Raw genomic sequence first — 16,925 nt, 5'->3', positions numbered from 1 at the left:
CCTCTGTCGGCGCTGCAGCTGGGCGACACCTTCGAGCAGGCGGCCCGCCGGTCAGTGCCGGAGACGGCCCTCAGCGCCCTCACCGAGCTTCAGCTGTACATCGGGCCGGACTACCGCTTCACCACTTCGGACGGAGCCGTCACCGACCCGGTGGTGATGCTGTACCGGGGGAGGGCAGAGGGCGCCGGGCCGCAGGACGTCTGGTTCGACCTGGGCGGCCTGCCGCCTTTGAGCCGGCTGGCCCGGGCGATGCTCGGTGACCATGCCGGGTAGGAGGTCGCTTCAGACATCCCGGACGCTGCGTCCGATGGCCTCCGGAAGCTCACGGGTCAGGCGTTCCAGCGTCCGGCGGGCCGCGGCCTGCACCATCTTCTCGAACGCGGCCCCGCCCCACTGCTCGGCCTCGGGCAGCGCCAGGTGCGCCACGAACCGGAAGTGATAGGCCAGTGCGGAGCTGCCGGCGCTGTCGCCCGGCTGCACCGCCCCGTCGCCCCACAGCTCAATCCAGGCCCGCTCGTCGGTCAGCGGCTGGGCCTCCAGCCGCGCGCTCCCGTCCAGCTGAACCAGACTGCTGTGCAGCGGCAGGTCCACCTCGCCCAGCATCGGCACCTGCACCAGCAGCACCGCCCGCACGCCCGCCGCATCCGCCTGCAACTGCTTCAGGAAGCGCACGCGGGCCAGCGCCCGGGCCGGGTCACGCAGGAAGGCCAGCGCGGCCTCGGGGGAGCCGGGGAACGGCAGGGTGAAGGTCTGCTCCGCCTCGATTCTCAAGCGGCTCAGTCCACCCACTCGATGTTGACGGTGCCGGCCTCCAGCGCGGCGCGCAGCTCGTCGTCGCTGGCGCTGCGCAGGCGCGGCAGGTGGGCGAAGCGCGGAGTGGCCGAGGCAAAGCCCAGCCGCACCACCACGTCGTCCGAGAGGTCGTCCTTGCCGATGCGCCATACCAGCTGCCCACCCAGGGCCTCCAGCGAGGCGAGCTGGGGCGGCAGCTGGATGGAGTCGTCGCTCATACCGGTATTCTAGACCGTTCCGGCGCGTCCAGACAGCCACCTGGGGCGGCCGAGGGCCCCCGCTATCATGCCCCCCATGAAGACCGTCACCATTGGCCTGCTCGGCTGCGGCACCGTGGGCCAGAACGTCCTGACGCTGCTGGAACGTCGCCGTGACATCTTCGACGACATCGGGGTGCGGGTGGAGGTGGCCGGCGTGCTGGTGCGCGATGCGGGCCGGCCGCGCGATGTGCCGGCCGGCACCCGGCTGACCGACGCCCCGGCCTTCCTGCAGGAATGTGGCGTGGTGATCGAGGCGATGGGCGGCACTGAGCGCCCGCTGAGCCTGCTGCACCCGTACCTGCGATCCGGGCGCCCGGTCATCACCGCCAACAAGGCCCTGCTGGCCGAGCGCTGGACCGAGCTGCGCGAGTACGCACTGGCGGGCCGGCTGTACTACGAGGCCTCGGTGATGGCCGGTACCCCGGTCATCGGGCCGATGAGCACCGTGCTGCGCGCCAGCCGCTTCGAGTCGCTGCAGGCGGTGCTGAACGGCACCTGCAGCTACATCCTGGGGGAGATGGAGCGCGGCAAGGAGTACGCCCAGGCCCTGGCGGAGGCGCAGGCGCTGGGCTACGCGGAGGACCCGCCGACCCTGGATGTGGGCGGCTTCGACACCGCGCACAAGCTGACGGTCCTGGCCCGCTTCTGCGCTGACGGCGACTTTTCCTACGACGCCGTGCAGGTGCGGGGCATCGAGCACCTCACACTGGCCGACATTGAGGAGGCCACCGACGCGGGAGAGCGCTACAAGCTGCTGGCCGAGCTGCGGCGTGGGCCGGACGGTCAGGGCTGGCATGCGGTGGTGGCCCCCCGGCGGCTGCCGATCACCCACCCGATCTGCAGCATCGGGGCGGGGCGCAACGCGCTGATGTACCAGGGTGAGGAATGCGGCGAACTGTTCTTCGCGGGTGGCGGCGCCGGCGGCATGGTGACGGCCTCGGCCATGGTGGGCGACCTGCTGGATCACCTGATCGGCTTTCCGGGGCACGTCCCGCTGCACTGACCAGAAGTGGCGAAAAGTGCCGGGCCGGGAACGTCATAGGAACAGAGACCGGGCCGGGACCTCCAGGGCAGGGTGCCCTGCCCAAAGAAACTGGGCCGCTGAAGCCCAGGACCCTGGTCGGCAGATGGGCTGGCACTGGGCCTTCGCTCCTTGTGCGCCTTCCTCTATGCCTGTGTGGGGGTGCTTCCTGAACGTCCCGGGGGTCGCCGCTATACTGAAGCTGTGAACCTCCCCGCGCTGCCCCTGGACCGCTTCGAGGTGAGGCTGCGCGAGGTGCTGCGCTCCCGCGTGGAATTCATTGAGCTGATCGGGGAGGACCTGGCTGCCGCCGGTGGCAAGCGGGTCAGACCCAGTCTGGTGTACCTGGCGCTGCGGGCGCTGGGCGCGCATCAGCACCCGCAGGAGCACGACCTGGCGGTGGCGGTGGAGCTGCTGCATTCGGCCAGCCTGCTGCACGATGACCTGCTGGACAATGCCGATACCCGGCGCGGTCAGGTTACGGCCTTCCGGCGTTTCGGGAACGTGGTCAGTGTCATGAGCGGCGACTACATGCTCAGCAAGGTGCTGGTATTGCTCTCGGCCATGCCTCAGTGCCTGACGCGTGCCTTCGGGGAGACGGCGGCGGCCATCTGCGAGGGCGAGGTGCTGCAGTTTCAGGTAGCGGCCTACAGCGAGTACAGCGATGCCAACTACCTGGAGATCATCCGGGGCAAGACCGGCGTGCTGATCGAACTGGCGGCCAGCGCTCCGGCGCTGCTGCTGGGCAGCCCGCCAGAACAGCTGCAGGCGCTGCGGACTTACGGCCTGGAGTATGGCCTGGCGTTCCAGATGCAGGACGACCTGCTGGACCTGGCGTCGGACGAGGCCACGCTGGGCAAACCGATCGGTGGCGACCTGCGCGAGGGCAAGGCCACCTTCCCGGTGCTGCGCCTGCTGGACAGCCGCGACGCCGCCGAGGTGCGCGAGATTCTGGAGCGCCGCGCCGCGCAGGCCGGCGACGTGGCCCGCGTCCGGGTGCTGGCGGCGGAGCACGACGCCTTCGCCGCCACCCGCGCCGAGATCGAGCGCCGCTCGCGGCTGGCGGTGCAGGCGCTCAGCGTGCTGCCGCCCAGCCCGGCGCGCGAGCGGCTGGAAGCCCTGGCCACCCTGGAAGCCCAGCGGGTTAAGTAACGGCTGCGGCCGCACAGTTCAGGGCGTGCGGGGGTTCCGCCCCCGCCATGTATCCTGTATACTTCCAGCCGACGAAACAGTCTAGACAGGACCCGCACAGCGTGGTCGGAGGATAAGACATGCGAGCTTCTGGACTCAACTGGCAGGGCCTGATGGAACAGCTGGAGCAGGCGCTGCCCTACACGTCCGCGACCGAAACGTCGCTGGCCTACTTCAAACATCCCAAACGCACCGTCACGCTGAACCTGCCGGTACGGATGGACGATGGCAGCGTGCGGGTGTTCAAGGGGTTCCGCAGCGTCCACAGCATCGCGCTGGGTCCAAGCATGGGTGGTGTGCGCTACAAGGAAGGCCTTTCAGCGCACGAGTGCGACGTGCTGGCCGCCATCATGACGCTCAAGAACGCTGTGGCGGATCTGCCGCTGGGCGGCGCCAAGGGCGGCATCAGCGTGGACCCGGTCACCCTCAGCAGCGGAGAGCTGGCCCGGCTGACCCGGCGCTACACCTCGGAACTGGTGGACCTGATCGGGCCGAGAGAGGACATCTGCGCCCCGGACGTGGGCACCGACGAGCAGACGATGGCCTGGATGCTCGACACCTACAACGAAAACCTGGGCAACACCGCCGGCGGCGTGGTGGTCGGCAAGCCGATTCCGCTGGGCGGCAGCTACGGCTCCAAGGGCGCGCGCGGTCGCGGGGCAGGCATCGCCACCATCCGGATTCTTGAGGGCCTGGGCGAGACGGTGGAGCACGCCTCGGTGGCCATCTTCGGCTACGGCGACGTGGGCCGCATCTGCGCCGAGCTGCTGGCCTCGCGCGGCGCCAGGATCGTGGCCGTGAGCGACGCCGGCGGTGGGGCCTACGCGAGCAGCGGCCTGGACCTGCCGGCGCTGCACACGCACCGCGAGCAGCAGGGCAGCGTGGCGGGCTTTGATGGCGCGGTATCGCTGACCCCGGACGAACTGCTGGCGCTGGACGTGCAGGTGCTGGTGCTGGCCAGTGACCACGGCAGCATCTCGGCCGGCAACGCGTCGGAGGTGTGCGCCCGCTACGTGGTGGAAGCCACCAACCGCGCGGTGCTGCCGGAGGCGGAGCGGGCCCTGAAAGCGCAGGGCTGCACCGTGCTGCCGGACCTGGTGGCCAGCAGCGGCGGCGTGATCGCCAACTACCTGGAGTGGGTGCAGGACGCCAGCAACTTCTTCTGGATGGAAGAAGAGATCCTGCAGGCCATCGACACCCGGGTGCTGGCCGCCGTGGACGCGGTGAGCCGCTACGCCCGCCAGCATGCCCTGGACCTGCGCACCGCCGCCTACGCCCTGGCGCTCAACAAGCTGCACGACGCCTCGGTCCTGCGCGGGGTGTATCCCTGAAGCTGCGGCCTGAGCTGTTCCGTCGCCTGTTTCCTGCCTGCCCCGGCGCGGCGTCGCCCGCCCGGCGTTCTCACCCCCAGAGGTACCCATGACCACCGAACCGCAACCCGCCAGCGCCGCTCCTCACCCCCTGCCCAGCTACCTGGACCCGCAGCATCTGGGCCCCTGGGGGATTTTCCTGGAACAGGTGGAGCGCGTCACGCCGTATCTGGGCAAGCTGGCCTACTGGGCCGAGACGCTGAAGCGGCCCAAGCGCATCCTGATCGTGGACGTGCCGATTCACCTGGACGACGGCACCGTGGCGCATTTCGAGGGCTACCGCGTGCAGCACAACACCTCGCGCGGCCCCGCCAAGGGCGGCGTGCGCTACCACCAGGACGTGACGCTCAGCGAGGTGATGGCGCTCTCCGCGTGGATGACCGTCAAGAATGCGGCCGTGAACCTGCCGTACGGCGGCGGCAAGGGCGGCATCCGCATTGACCCGCGCAACTACAGCCAGGGCGAGATCGAGCGGCTGACCCGGCGTTACACCACCGAGATCGGGCTGATCATCGGGCCGGAGAAGGACATCCCCGCGCCGGACGTGAACACCAACCCCAACATCATGGCCTGGATGATGGACACCTACAGCATGAACACCGGCAAGACCTCCACCGGCGTGGTGACCGGGAAGCCGGTCAGCTTGGGCGGCTCGCTGGGCCGCAGCGACGCCACCGGGCGCGGCGTATTCGTGACTGGCGCCCAGGCGATGCAGAAGCTGGGCATCCCGTTGGAGGGGGCGCGGGTGGCGGTGCAGGGCTTCGGCAACGTAGGCAACGCGGCAGCCCGCATCTTTCACGACCACGGTGCGAAGATCGTGGCGATTCAGGACGTGAGCGGCACCGTTTACAGCGACGCCGGCATCGACCCGTACCGGGCGCTGGAGCACCTGAAGGCCACCGGCAGCATCCTGGGCCTGGACGGCTCGGAGCAGCTGGAACGCGACCAGTTCTGGGACGTGACATGCGAGGTGTTGATTCCGGCGGCGCTGGAGAACCAGCTGACCGAGACCAACGCAGGCCGTATCCGGGCGCGGGTGATCGTGGAGGGTGCCAACGGCCCCACCACCCCGGCCGCCGACGACATTCTGCGCGAGCAGGGCGTGACGGTGGTGCCGGACGTGCTGGCCAACGCTGGCGGTGTGACGGTCAGCTACTTTGAGTGGGTGCAGGACTTCTCCAGCTTCTTTTGGACCGAGGATGAGATCAACGCCCGGCTGGAGCGCATCATGCGGGAAGCCTTCGACAGCCTGTGGGACGTGGCCGAGCGGCACAAGGTGACGCTGCGGACGGCCGCCTACATCGTGGCCTGCACCCGCGTGCTGGAAGCGCGCGCCCTGCGCGGCCTGTACCCCTGAACCCAGGCAACAGGGAAGCAGTGGACCCGGGTGACGCATTGGCCGCCCGGGTCCATTGCTTTTCGTCTGCGGGTCGTGAGAAATCCCTTTACCTTCACCCTCTACAATGTCAGCCAGATGACCAATCCTGATTCAGCCTGGCAGCCGGCTCCGGCCGGCTACAAACATGTGGTGAGCGTGTCCCTGGGGTCCAGCAAGCGCAATGCCCGCGAGGAAGTGGAGGTGCTGGGCCAGCCGTTCATCCTGGAGCGGCTTGGCACCGATGGAGACAGCAAGCGGATGATGCAGCTGTTTGCGGAACTGGACGGCCGGGTGGACGCGTTCGGGCTGGGCGGCGCCGACCTCGCGGTGGTGGCCGGCGGGCGGCGCTACGAGTTCGGCAACGTCCGCAAGCTGGTGGCGGGCATCCGGAACACCCCGGTACTGGACGGCAGCGGCCTCAAGAACACCCTGGAACGGGACGCCATTCAGCAGCTGGACCCGCTGCTGAAGTGGAAGAGCCAGAAGGTGCTGATGGTGAGTGCCGTGGACCGCTTCGGCATGGCCGAGGCGCTCAGCGACGCCCACGCCGACGTGGTCTACGGTGACGTGATCTTCGGGCTGGGCATTGACTACCCGCTGCGCAGCATCCAGGCGTTGCGCCGCATTGCGGGTGTGGTGCTGCCGGTGGTGACGCGGCTGCCGCAGGACTGGTTCTACCCGACCGGCGAGAAGCAGGAGGTCAGCGTGCAGGGCAAGGGCACGCGCTACTACCACTGGGCCGACGTGCTGGCGGGCGACACACACTACGTCAAGCGCTACGCGCCGCATGACCTGCAGGGCAAGACCGTGCTGACCCAGACCATCACCGCCCCCGACCGCGAGTGGATGCGCGAGCGCGGCGTGAAGCGTCTGATCACCACCACGCCGCGCATCGGGAGCCGCAACTTCGCCACCAACGTCATGGAGGCGATGTTCGTGGCACTCCGGGACAAGCAGGAGGCCCTCAGCGAGGCCGAGTACCTGGACCTGATCCGGCAGGTGGAGTTCCACCCGCAGGTCAACGAGTTCTGAGCTCGGGTGAAGGGAGAGCGGCGGCAGATAGCACCGCTGACCTGAAGGGTTCGGAACGGCAGACAACGACTGCCTGGCCGAAATTGCTGATCGTCAGGGTGGTCTGAAAACTGTGCTTTCGCATGGCCAGGTCAGAAACGGCGTTCTGGTGCACGACGATAGCCATCTGGGCCGACGCATCCTGATGGTCGAGAAGCGCAGGCCCTTCTGACAAGGCTCTGGCTCCTCCCGTCTATAGCGGCCCAGGCCCTGTAGCACGGAGACCGTCCGTAGAAGCCCCGGTATCTGGGGACGGGCTTCCGGGTGATCTTAGGTCAGGACCTGACCAGGGCCGTTGATGTGGCGCACCACTTCAGAATTGCTGATGATGTTCAAGGAGCGACCAGGCCGCTGCATCAACAACCTGCCTGAACGTCAGGCGCGGCATTTCGAGATGAACCATGTGCCCTCTCCCGTCCGGCAGTGGCGGAGCAACCCCCTGTTAGCGGAGAATCGGTTCTCTCAGGCCGCGCTGCTCAATCTGGCGGCAGACCCAGCCAAACCCCTCCGGGTCGGCCACGAAGTCCAGGGTGTCGCCAGGAATCCGCAGCAGCGGGCTGTGCTGGTACCCGGCGGCCCACGCGTCGTACAGCCGCCCCAGGCGCTCCAGGTACTCGTCCGGGATGGTCTGCTCGTAGGCGCGGCCCCGCATCGCGATGCGCCGCCGCAGGGTCGGCAGCGACCCGTCAATGTGGATCAGCAGGTCGGGGGTGCGCAGCGCCGGCAGGATACCGCCGTACAGGCTGTCGTAGGTGCGCCAGTCGCGGTCCTCCATCTGTCCGGACTCGTAGAGGTTGCGCGCGAACACCCCGGCATCCTCGAAGATGGTCCGGTCCTGAATGACCCGCTCGGCGCCGTTGACCAGCGTCAGGTGCTGCGAGAGCCGCTTGCTCAGGAAGAACACCTGGCTGTGGAAGCTGTAGCGGCGCATGTCCTGGTAGAAGTCCTGCAGGTAGGGGTTGTCCTCGAAGGCCTCGTACACGGGCGTCAGGCTGTAGCGGGCCGCGATCATGCCCGTCAGGGTGCTCTTGCCGCTGCCGATGTTGCCGGAGATGGCGATATACATGGAAGACCTTCTGAGGGTGCCCGTCCGGACTGCCGCCGGCGGGAGAGAGGGAGCGTGCGGGGTCAGTCGGCGGCGCTGGGGGCGTGCAGCGCGTCGTGGACCCGCTGCATCAGCTGCTGTTCATGGTCCGGATCGCCCACGAAGTCCAGCGTGTCGGCGGCCACCGTCAGCACCCGGCCCGGGTAGGTGCGGAAAAAGTCGTCGTAGCGGCGGGTCAGCTCCGCCAGGTAGGCCGCCTGGATGCCGTGCTCGCCCTGCTCATACGGCCGCGCCCGCCGCTCGATGCGGCGCAGCAGTTCGTCGGGTTCGGCGCGCAGGTACACCACCAGATCCGGGGTGGGCAGCCGGGGGCTCAGGTGGCCATACAGGTCCTGATACAGCTCGAACTCGTGGTCGCGCAGGTTCATGGCGGCGAAAATGAAGTCCTTGGCGAACAGGTAGTCGCTGACCACAGAGCCGCCGCTCCACAGCCCACCCTGCGCGATGCGCTCCAGCTGCTTGTAGCGCGACAGCAGAAAGAACACCTGCACCTGAAAGGCGTAGAGCTCCGGCTGCGCGTAGAAGTGGGCCAGGAACGGATTCTCCTCGACCACCTCCAGGTTCAGTTCGGCACCGTACCGCGCCGCCAGCCGCCTGGACAGGCTGGTTTTCCCGACCCCGATGGGGCCTTCCACGACGACATACATCGCCGCCGATGATAGCCCGCCCGGCACGGCAAATGTTGAGTGGGTTGGAATTGGAGCCCGCAGTCAGGAGAATGGACGGCGCAGTTCCCAGCTGCCACTCGCGGCCCGGAAGCCCAGGCGGCGATTGACGGCCAGCATGGGAGCATTGGCCGCATGGTTGTTGGTCCGCATCAGCGGGATGCCCTCGGCCTGTGCCCGCCGGACAGGTTCAGTTTCAGCATGCGCGCCACACCCTGGCCCCGCAGGTCCGGCACCACGCCTGTGAATTCGTTGTAGATGCCCGTGGTGATAGGGAAGCCCACAGCCAGACCCACCACCTCCGGGCCACGCATGGCCCGCACGACCCAGTCGGGGCGCATCCGGGAGCTGCCGCCCAGAGCGGCGTGAAGCTGCTGGGGCGTCCAGCGCGGCTGGCCCTGCAGGTCGGGGGTGTGGGCCAGCAGGTCGCCGTAGAGCGTTTCCAGCTGCCGCCATTCCTCGTCACTGGCCCCGGTCATGTCGCGCGGGTGCAGGCCGTCGGGCCAGTGGGGCGTCGGCTGTGGCCGGCGCAGATCCAGTTCGCTGGCAAACCGGTGGGCGTGCAGCCGGTAGCCGCGTCGCTCGGCCCACCCGCGGCTGGCCGGATCATGGTCAAGCACGTTGGTGACGATGCCGGCGGCACCCCGCTGCAGGGCCTGCGTCTCGGCCCACCGGAGCAGCTGATCACCCAGCCGTTTCCCCCCTCCCTGCGGGGCCAGCCCCAGCGTCAGCAGCAGCCAGCCGGGCGGGATGTACTCAAAGCTCCGCAGGTCGGCCAGTCCCAGCAGCTGTCCGTCCAGGTGGGCGACGTGCCGTTCCAGCACCAGTTGCGCGGGCCACTGGCGTTCCTGATCCAGAAAGCGCTCCAGGGTGGTCTCCTGGGCGCGCAGGCGGCTGTACAGCGCCATGAACTCCTGCGCGTCGGTGACCGAGTGATAGGGGCGCAGCTGAACAGGCATGCCTCATTGTGTCCGGGCAGAAGAAGTGGCGCTTCCGCCAGATGGCGCACCCCAGCACTGGACGGCAAAGAAAACCGGGAGGCCTCAGGGCCTCCCGGTGCGTTGTGGTGGAGCTGAGCGGGATCGAACCGCTGACCTTCTGAATGCCATTCAGACGCGCTCCCAGCTGCGCCACAGCCCCACAAGCTCAGATAGATTAGCAACGGTTCCGGGACTTGTCAACCGCGCGGGGCGGTGGGGCCAGGACGCAGCCCCACCGCCCCCACGGTCAGGCGTGAACGCCCAGCTCGCGCGCCTCCCACTCGTAGAACTCCGGCTTGTAGAACTCCAGCCGAATCTTCTTGTACTCCTTGGTGCTGTACAGGATGGCGTACGGCACGCCCTGCGCCACCTCGCGCTCAATGGCCTCGATCTTCCCGAACGCTTCTTCCTTGCTGCGTCCGTGCACCATGGTGAAGATGGTGTAGGGCCACTCGGGGTAGGTGGGGCGCAGGTAGCAGTGACTCACGGCCTTGAAGCCGGCCATCGCCTGCCCCACCTCCTGCACCTGATCCTGCGGCACGGCCCATACGCCCATGGCATTGAAGGTGAAGCCCGCCGACTGGTGGCGGAACACCGCCGAGACGCGCCGCAGGGCACCGGCTGCCTTCATCTTCTCGGCGTGGGCGGCCACCTCCTCAATGCTCAGCCCCAGCGCGGCGCAGGCGTCCGCGTAGGGCTCCTCGGTGATCGGCAGGTCCTTCTGGAACTCCAGCACGAAGCGCCGGTCCAGCTCCGAGACCGCGTAGCCGATGTTGCGCTGGGCGCTGGTGTACTGCGGGGCGGCCTTGGCGTTCCAGGCTTCCTTGCCGGTCATGTCGAACTCCACCCCGATCTTGAACAGGTGGAGGGTCGGCATCAGGCGGGTGAGCTGCGCGCCCGACAGCTCGTGCAGCCGCTGAACGTGCTGCTCCAGGTCGCTCTCCGGCGGTACCGCGATGGTGTACCACAGGTTGAAGTCGTGGTTGCGGCGGTAGTTGTGACTCACGCCCGGGTGCTGGTTGACGAGCTCGGCACCGGCGTCCAGCTGATCGGCCGGGTAGACGGCGGCCACCAGGCTGCTCTGATAGCCGAGCGTCCGGGTGTCGAAGATGGCGCTGACCTGCCGCAGCACTCCCTCGGCCTTGACCTCACGCAGGATGGCCAACGCCTCCTGCTCGGTCAGACCCACCTCCTCGGCCAGCACGCGGTAAGGCCGCGCCGTGATGGGGATGTCTTTCTGGATGCGGTTGAGCAGCAGCTCGCGCGGCGTGGATTGCACGGCAGTCATGCTTCACGCTAACACTTCAGGGGTGAGCAAAACGTCCTGTTTATCCCGAACCTGTTGGGACATGCAGCAGACAAAAGGGGCGGGCCAGCTGGCCCGCCCCCTTCCGGTTCCTGTCCGTTCAGCGCTGGTCGAGGCTGATGCGGTAGTCGCCGCTGCTGCTCTGGGTGCTGTTAGTAAATGCGCCTACCACCAGGTAATAGGTGTCGTTAGACGGCAGTTTGGCCTCGATAGTGGAGTCTGTGGACGTGCTGTCGTCGTTGCCAGTGATCAGCGTCGGGGCCGTACCGGTTCCCTTGCGGTACAGGGCCATGACGGTGTCGGGCTTGCCGCTCACTGAGGCGTTGATGTCAGCCACGATCTGCTGGCCGGTGGTACCGTTGAAGGTATAGACGTCCACGTCGCTGGCTGTCCCGATACTCGCATCAAGCGCCTGGCCCATGCCCAGGACGTTGGCCTTGCTGAAGTCCACGTTGCTGAAAGCCGCGCCCTTCACCGTGCCGCTGCCGTTCGGCTCGGTCTCCGAGCCGGCCCGTTTGCTCAGGCTGACCCAGTAAGAGTTTACGGGCGTGCCGCCGTTCTGGTCGTCCACTTTGATGTAGTAAGTGCCAGTGGTGGGGATGGTGTAATCCAAGGCAGCATCGCTTACACCGCTGCGCTGGTCGTCGTTGGTAGCCACCACTGTGCCGCTGGCATCCAACACCTGAAGCCGCAGGTCTGGGCCGCTATCAATGTAGCGGCTTAGACCGTTGGTTAAGGTATTGATGGAGGCTTTGTCGCCTGCCGTACCTGTGAACTTGTACAGGTCGGTGTCGGTTTCTGCCAGTACCCCGTCCTGCACTTGCCCATAATCGATGGCAGTGGCAGTGGCCCGGGTGTTATTCGGCTCGTTGCTGTCGGTAGGGAGGGTGATCGGGAGCTGCACCGCCTTGGCAAGGCTCTCGCCCGGGGCCAGGGACAAAGTCGCAGAGGCGACCCCCGCGTTGCCTCCCACCACCACTGTGCGCGGCCCGGAGGCATACAGCTGGTAATCGCCTGCGTCAATCTCGCGGAACGAGGCAATACCGGTGGGGAAGAAGGCGTTACCGGCCGCCGACTGGGCGTACAGCAGCTGATCGGGCCGCTTGCCGCCCACCATGGTCACCCCGACCAGCGGGATACTCACGGCCGTGTTGCTGGACGCCACGAACTTCAGGGTGACGTTCACGCCTTTTTCAGTGGTCGTGGCCACGTCCGCCTTGGAGGCAGCCGCCACCGCGGCGTCGGCGCGCACCACACCATTGCCGGTATCAATGCTATAGCTGCCTGTGGGCTTGAAGGCGGTGTCTTCCAAGAGATGGCGCACTTGGGCCGGAGTCAGCGTGATCTTGGCCACGCTGCCGTCCGGGTTCTTGGTGGCCGAAGCCTGCAGAATCAGGGCAATCGTGCCGGCGGTGGCTGGACTGGAGAAGCTGGTGCCGTCCACGTACGAGTAGTTGGCTTCGTCCGGGTTGCTCACGTTGGTCCGCAGGGTGGTGAGCCACATGTTTTGCCCGGGCGCGGCCACCGTGATATGCGAGCCCCGGTTCGAGAACCCAGTGCGCTCGTTGTAAGGGGTGGTGGCGGCGACGCTGATGGCACCGGGGGTCCATGCGGGACTGGCCGGTCCGGTGGTGGGCGTGTTACCGGCAGAGGTCACGAACACCACGCCGTTGCTCAGCACGTAGTCGACCGCTTCCTTGTCGAGTTGACTGTAGTCGCTTCCGCCGAACGAGTAGTTCAGGACGTCCACGTAGCCGTTGTGCCCGGCAGGCGTGTCGGTGTCGCCGGTCTCGCCCGGGGCCTTGCCGTCCGGGCCCACCACGGCCCATAAAAAAGCGTAGGCCGAGTCCACACTGCTGGCGCCGGTGGCGTCGTGGGTGATGGTGATGGGCACGATGCTGGCCTGGTACGCTACACCCGCGCCACCGATGCCGTTGTTGCCCACGGCGGCCGCGGTGCCGGCCACCCAGGTACCGTGTTCGCCCACGCCGTCGTAGGCGGTAGTGGGCGTGATCAGCTTGTCGTTGGGGCTGTCGTACCCTGGATAAACGATGTTGGCTTTCAAGTCTGGGTGGTTGCGGTCAATGTCCTCGTCGGCCACCCCAATGCGGATGCCCTTGCCAGTGGCGGTCTCCCAGGCCTTGTAGGCGCCCATGTTCTTCAGGAACCACTGCTTGCCCAGCTGCGGGTCGTTGAGGGTAGTGGCGACCGCCTGCGGCGCAAGAGAGGCCGCGCTCAGCGCCTGCGCCGTGTGGCTGGAACGCTCCGGCGTGGTCATCAGGTAGTTCGGCTCGGCATAGCGGACGCTGCCGGCCGCCGCGTAGGCATGCACGGCCTTGTTCACGCTTAGGCCATCCGGCAGCCGGATCAGGGCGGCGTGCAGGGCCGGCATCTCGCGCAGCACCTGACCACCTACGGTGGCGGCGGCGGCGGCGGCGCTCACGCCGTCAGGTAGCCCCACCACCACCTGCCCGGTCTGAAAGCTGCGGGTGGGGTCTAACGTGAATTTTGAGTCGGTGGGGACGGGTCGAACGGTCGTCACGCTGCTCTGTCCACAAGCGGCCAGCAGCAGGGTCAGGGCCAATGAAAGGTTGCCCAGTTTCTTCGTATGCACACGGTTCATCAGTATCCTCCGGTCACGAACTCGTTGACAGGGCCACGCTCGATCGGATTGGCCGTCACGCCGAATAGGTTGAAGAAGTCGGCCCCGACGGAGAAGGCGGTGTTGTCCTTGGAATTGGTCACGGCCGCCATCTGCCAGTCGTAAGCGTGGAACGGCTGCAGGTACTTGGTTAGGGCCGAGCCGTCGAAGTCGTAGGTGGCTGAGTTCATGCCCGACACATCGCTGAGCCACTGATCGGAGTTGCCTTCCGCCTGGGTGCGGTCCTCTACCAGCAACAGCAGGTTCTCGACGTCGCTGGCCCCGCTGGTGCGCCAGCGGAAGATCGGGGCGGTGTCCACACCGGTGTCGGCCTGGCCTGGGCTCAGCAGCTCTACCGAGTAACGGCCCAGCGGCGTGACGCTCTTTTCATCAGAGTCCTTGGTGCCCGCGTCGCTGACGGCCCGCACCCGGTACGTGGTCTTGACGCCGGGGGTCAGCTGCGAGCTGTTGTCACGCAGCACGTAGCCGGCGCTGGCGTCCTTGGGGTCCACCATCGCTTTGGCGGGCGTGGCGCTAAGCACCTTGGTGTAGGTCTTGCCGCCGTCCAGCGAGCGGTCGAGCTCGAAGGTGCGTGGCGCGGCCGTGCCGGTGTACTCGAAGTTCACGTCCACCCACATCACGGTGCCGGTGGGAGCCGCCTGCGGGGTCAGGCGGCCGGTGGTGCTGCGGGCCGTGCTGCTCAGCGCCTTCAGGGCGGCGCTGTCGTGGGTCTGCACCCAGCGCTTGAGCAGGGTGGCGGTCTGAGGATTCTTGCCCAGCGCGCCGTAGGTGGCGGTGTCGGCGAAAGTGATGGCGGTGGGGGCCACCTTGGTGGGAGCCACCAGCGCGCCAGCGTTGGCCACCGTATTGAGCTTCAGGTGCCGGATGACGTGGGTGCGGTTGCCGTTGAAGTCGTACATGCTGACGTGCAGGTCCACCGTGCCCTTGAAGGCAGCGAAGTCGCTGGCCGTGAAGGTGAAGGTGTCGTTGCCGCTGGGCGTCAGGTTCAGTGACCGGGTCCGGCCGGCATTCAGGAAGCCGGAACTGCCCGCGTCCACCTCCAGCGAAGCGATGCCGCCGTACACGCCATTCACGTCGGGCGAGGCGGTGGTGGTCTTGACGCCCACGTTGAGGTCCAGCGGCTTGTCGCCCGTGACATCAATCGTGTCGCCGTCCTTCAGCGGGACTTCGCTGGTCACCTTGCCCTTGGCGTCCAGCGTCTGGCGACTTAGCGTCACGGTGGGCGGCGTGGTGGGCAGGTCCGGATCAAAGCTGCGCTGCAGGATCTCGTCGAGCGTCTGCGGCGCGGTGGTGGTAAAGTTCTCGACCCGCGTGCTGGCGTAACCGTCCTTGTGGATCACCAGCGTATGCCGGCTGACCGGCACGTCCACGCTGTAGTGTCCGTTTGCGTCGGTGGTCGTGCTGACCTTGGTGCCGTCCACGCTCACGGTGGCGCCGGCCACCGCCTCGCCGGCGCGGGCCACACTCACGGTACCACTCACCTTCACGGTCGCCTCGGGCGGCGTGCTGCCCATACATCCGGTCAGCAACAGCATCCCCACGCCCATCAATCCCAGTACCTTGCCCTGATCCCTCATGTTGCCTCCTGAACAGCTTTAACTGGCGAACCCGCCCGGAGCCGTGCGCTGCTGCGGGGTCTGTGGAATTGCGCCGTCATGAATGAGGCCGGTGGGACCGGCCACCGCTGGAGAGTTCAGATGCCCCGGCAGGCCGAAAACCTGCCTGGTTCATTCCTGCCCAGACGGAGTTGGATTTGTACAGGACTATAGCTAACTTTCACGAATCGCTTCTGAGCGTCCCCGACGGTGCGGCTGAAATGAAGAAAGCCTGAAGCGGCCGGCTCAGAAGGCCCACTTGCCGCCGCGCATCACCGGCTCCCGGCTGCCGTCGTCACGCAGGCCATCCACGTCCGTGTCGGGTGTGCCGATCATCCAGTCCACGTGGATCAGGCTGTCGTTGCCGCCCGCCGCCTTCAGATCCCCCTCGACCGTGAATGGATAGGCGCGCCCCAGCGCAATGTGACTGGCCGCGTTCTCGTCAAAGAGCGTGTTGTAGAAGAGCAGCCCGGTGCGGGCCACCGGCGAGTCGTGCTCGACCAGCGCGATCTCACCGATGTGCCGGGCGCCCTCGTCGGTGTCGAGCAGGGCGGTCAGGACGTCCTGGCCGCGGCTGGCGGTGGCCTCCACCACCCGTCCGTGTTCAAAGCGCACCTGAATGTCCTCGATCAGCGTTCCACGGGTGCTCAGTGGCTTGCTGGCCCGCACGGTGCCGTTCACCCGGTCGCGGTGAGGCGCGGTGAACACCTCGTCGGTCGGCAGGTTCGGTACGCCCACGACGCCATTCTGGGCCGGTCCGGCGCCCCCGGCCCAGATGTGACCGTCGGCCAGTCCGACCTCCAGGTCACTGTGGGCATTCCGAAAGTGCAGGGCACGGTACTGGCGGCCATTCAGGTGCTCCCGCACCCGGGCCAGCTGCGCCACATGTGCCTGCCAGGCCGCCACCGGGTCCGGCTGATCGGCGCGGCTCGTGACGAAGATGGCCTCCCACAGGGCCTGGATCGCCTGCTCCGGCGGGAGGTCGGGGAACACTCGTGCGGCCCAGCTCGGCACCGGCATCGCGCCCACGCTCCAGTTGACCTCGAAGGTGCTGAAGCGTTCATTGAACGGCCGGTACAGCTGGGCCATCACCCGGCTGTGGCGGGCGATCCGCTCCTGATCGGCCCCGGCCAGCAGGTCCGGATCGCTGCCCATAATGGTCAGAAAGCTGTAGCCCTCATCGACCTGGTGCATCGGCTCGTCGAGCTTCCAGGTCGGCGCGTAGTCCAGCGCCGCTTCGGGGGCGTGGTCGTACATCAGGCGCGACAGCCGCTCGTCCTGGTACTCCACCGTGACCGCCAGCGCACCGATTGCCCAGGCACGCTCCACGACCAGCCGTGCCAGCGGGGCGCCGTCCAGGGGAGCCCAGATGAAGAGCCGGCCGCCCGGCTGCAGGTTCACCCCCACCCGCACCAGCAGGTCGGCGTAATTGGCGAGTTTCTGATCGAAGCTGAGCCCGGTCGCTGTGGTCATGGGGCTCAGTATTCACCACCGGAGGCCGGGCCGCGCAACCCTGCAGGCGTCCTCCG

General features: G+C 67.4%; 15 protein-coding genes and 1 tRNA gene (1 of these 16 cut by a window edge). 6 read left to right on the top strand and 10 right to left on the bottom strand.

Annotated features, from left to right (window positions below):
* Positions 1 to 273, top strand: partial view of an NUDIX domain-containing protein gene (locus tag ABOD76_RS09390; RefSeq protein WP_350244570.1) — the end only. Its footprint begins 651 nt before the window's first position; only the last 273 of its 924 coding nucleotides appear in the window; the start codon falls outside the window, past its left edge; its stop codon occupies positions 271 to 273.
* A 9-nt stretch (positions 274 to 282) separates the two neighbouring features.
* Here the strand turns inward: ABOD76_RS09390 and ABOD76_RS09385 are convergent, their stop codons facing one another.
* Together ABOD76_RS09385 and ABOD76_RS09380 are read right to left on the bottom strand one after the other, a co-directional pair.
* Complete coding sequence (locus tag ABOD76_RS09385) at positions 283 to 771, bottom strand: DUF3809 domain-containing protein (protein ID WP_350244569.1); 489 nt, start codon at positions 769 to 771, stop codon at positions 283 to 285.
* Positions 772 to 776: 5 nt separating this feature from the next.
* Positions 777 to 1,010: a DUF3248 domain-containing protein gene (locus ABOD76_RS09380; RefSeq protein ID WP_350244568.1), complete on the bottom strand. Its 234-nt coding sequence runs from the start codon at positions 1,008 to 1,010 to the stop codon at positions 777 to 779.
* 76 nt (positions 1,011 to 1,086) lie between these two features.
* Between ABOD76_RS09380 and ABOD76_RS09375 the strand changes: the two genes are divergently transcribed.
* The 5 genes from ABOD76_RS09375 (at position 1,087) to ABOD76_RS09355 (ending at position 7,044) form a co-directional block, all read left to right on the top strand.
* Positions 1,087 to 2,055 carry a homoserine dehydrogenase gene (locus tag ABOD76_RS09375; RefSeq protein WP_350244567.1) on the top strand — a complete coding sequence of 323 codons (969 nt, stop codon included), beginning with the start codon at positions 1,087 to 1,089 and terminating at the stop codon, positions 2,053 to 2,055.
* A 222-nt stretch (positions 2,056 to 2,277) separates the two neighbouring features.
* A complete protein-coding gene (locus tag ABOD76_RS09370; RefSeq protein ID WP_350244566.1) occupies positions 2,278 to 3,225 on the top strand; it encodes a polyprenyl synthetase family protein in 948 nt (315 codons plus the stop codon).
* Positions 3,226 to 3,344: 119 nt separating this feature from the next.
* Positions 3,345 to 4,595, top strand: coding sequence for a Glu/Leu/Phe/Val family dehydrogenase (locus tag ABOD76_RS09365; RefSeq protein WP_350244564.1), 1,251 nt, complete (start codon positions 3,345 to 3,347; stop codon positions 4,593 to 4,595).
* Between the two features lie 88 nt (positions 4,596 to 4,683).
* Positions 4,684 to 5,991 carry a Glu/Leu/Phe/Val family dehydrogenase gene (locus tag ABOD76_RS09360; protein WP_350244563.1) on the top strand — a complete coding sequence of 436 codons (1,308 nt, stop codon included), beginning with the start codon at positions 4,684 to 4,686 and terminating at the stop codon, positions 5,989 to 5,991.
* Positions 5,992 to 6,108: 117 nt separating this feature from the next.
* Positions 6,109 to 7,044, top strand: a complete 936-nt coding sequence (locus ABOD76_RS09355) for a quinate 5-dehydrogenase (protein WP_350244562.1) — start codon at positions 6,109 to 6,111, stop codon at positions 7,042 to 7,044.
* A gap of 481 nt (positions 7,045 to 7,525) precedes the next feature.
* On the opposite strand, the gene ABOD76_RS09350 is transcribed toward ABOD76_RS09355, so the two are convergent.
* The 8 genes from ABOD76_RS09350 to ABOD76_RS09315 form a co-directional block, all read right to left on the bottom strand.
* Positions 7,526 to 8,149, bottom strand: coding sequence for a deoxynucleoside kinase (locus tag ABOD76_RS09350; RefSeq protein ID WP_350244561.1), 624 nt, complete (start codon positions 8,147 to 8,149; stop codon positions 7,526 to 7,528).
* 62 nt (positions 8,150 to 8,211) lie between these two features.
* Positions 8,212 to 8,835 carry a deoxynucleoside kinase gene (locus ABOD76_RS09345; protein ID WP_350244560.1) on the bottom strand — a complete coding sequence of 208 codons (624 nt, stop codon included), beginning with the start codon at positions 8,833 to 8,835 and terminating at the stop codon, positions 8,212 to 8,214.
* A gap of 170 nt (positions 8,836 to 9,005) precedes the next feature.
* The gene (locus tag ABOD76_RS09340) at positions 9,006 to 9,812 is read right to left on the bottom strand and encodes a GNAT family N-acetyltransferase (protein ID WP_350244559.1); all 807 of its coding nucleotides are present in this window, start codon (positions 9,810 to 9,812) and stop codon (positions 9,006 to 9,008) included.
* Positions 9,813 to 9,917: 105 nt separating this feature from the next.
* Positions 9,918 to 9,993 (bottom strand) — tRNA-Ala (locus ABOD76_RS09335).
* An 87-nt stretch (positions 9,994 to 10,080) separates the two neighbouring features.
* A complete protein-coding gene (gene ahbA, locus ABOD76_RS09330) occupies positions 10,081 to 11,121 on the bottom strand; it encodes a siroheme decarboxylase subunit alpha (protein ID WP_350244558.1) in 1,041 nt (346 codons plus the stop codon).
* Positions 11,122 to 11,239: 118 nt separating this feature from the next.
* Positions 11,240 to 13,762: a S8 family serine peptidase gene (locus ABOD76_RS09325; RefSeq protein ID WP_350244557.1), complete on the bottom strand. Its 2,523-nt coding sequence runs from the start codon at positions 13,760 to 13,762 to the stop codon at positions 11,240 to 11,242.
* The gene (locus ABOD76_RS09320; protein ID WP_350244556.1) at positions 13,762 to 15,378 is read right to left on the bottom strand and encodes a carboxypeptidase-like regulatory domain-containing protein; all 1,617 of its coding nucleotides are present in this window, start codon (positions 15,376 to 15,378) and stop codon (positions 13,762 to 13,764) included. Before ABOD76_RS09320 ends, ABOD76_RS09325 begins: the two co-directional genes overlap by 1 nt.
* Before the next feature lie 264 nt (positions 15,379 to 15,642).
* Positions 15,643 to 16,869, bottom strand: a complete 1,227-nt coding sequence (locus tag ABOD76_RS09315) for an aminopeptidase (RefSeq protein WP_350244555.1) — start codon at positions 16,867 to 16,869, stop codon at positions 15,643 to 15,645.
* Positions 16,870 to 16,925 lie beyond the last annotated feature (56 nt).

The sequence above is a fragment of the Deinococcus sonorensis KR-87 genome, assembly GCF_040256395.1.
In the GTDB taxonomy this organism is placed as follows: Bacteria; Deinococcota; Deinococci; order Deinococcales; family Deinococcaceae; genus Deinococcus; species Deinococcus sonorensis.
This window is presented reverse-complemented; position numbering and strand designations above follow the sequence as displayed.

Coding starts and splice junctions, on each gene's coding strand:
- ABOD76_RS09380 (WP_350244568.1), bottom strand. CDS start 1,010: ATGAGCGACGACTCCATCCAGCTGCCGCCCCAGCTCGCCTCGCTGGAG.
- ABOD76_RS09375 (WP_350244567.1), top strand. CDS start 1,087: ATGAAGACCGTCACCATTGGCCTGCTCGGCTGCGGCACCGTGGGCCAG.
- ABOD76_RS09365 (WP_350244564.1), top strand. CDS start 3,345: ATGCGAGCTTCTGGACTCAACTGGCAGGGCCTGATGGAACAGCTGGAG.
- ABOD76_RS09360 (WP_350244563.1), top strand. CDS start 4,684: ATGACCACCGAACCGCAACCCGCCAGCGCCGCTCCTCACCCCCTGCCC.
- ABOD76_RS09355 (WP_350244562.1), top strand. CDS start 6,109: ATGACCAATCCTGATTCAGCCTGGCAGCCGGCTCCGGCCGGCTACAAA.
- ABOD76_RS09350 (WP_350244561.1), bottom strand. CDS start 8,149: ATGTATATCGCCATCTCCGGCAACATCGGCAGCGGCAAGAGCACCCTG.
- ABOD76_RS09345 (WP_350244560.1), bottom strand. CDS start 8,835: ATGTATGTCGTCGTGGAAGGCCCCATCGGGGTCGGGAAAACCAGCCTG.
- ABOD76_RS09340 (WP_350244559.1), bottom strand. CDS start 9,812: ATGCCTGTTCAGCTGCGCCCCTATCACTCGGTCACCGACGCGCAGGAG.
- ahbA (WP_350244558.1), bottom strand. CDS start 11,121: ATGACTGCCGTGCAATCCACGCCGCGCGAGCTGCTGCTCAACCGCATC.
- ABOD76_RS09325 (WP_350244557.1), bottom strand. CDS start 13,762: ATGAACCGTGTGCATACGAAGAAACTGGGCAACCTTTCATTGGCCCTG.
- ABOD76_RS09320 (WP_350244556.1), bottom strand. CDS start 15,378: ATGAGGGATCAGGGCAAGGTACTGGGATTGATGGGCGTGGGGATGCTG.
- ABOD76_RS09315 (WP_350244555.1), bottom strand. CDS start 16,869: ATGACCACAGCGACCGGGCTCAGCTTCGATCAGAAACTCGCCAATTAC.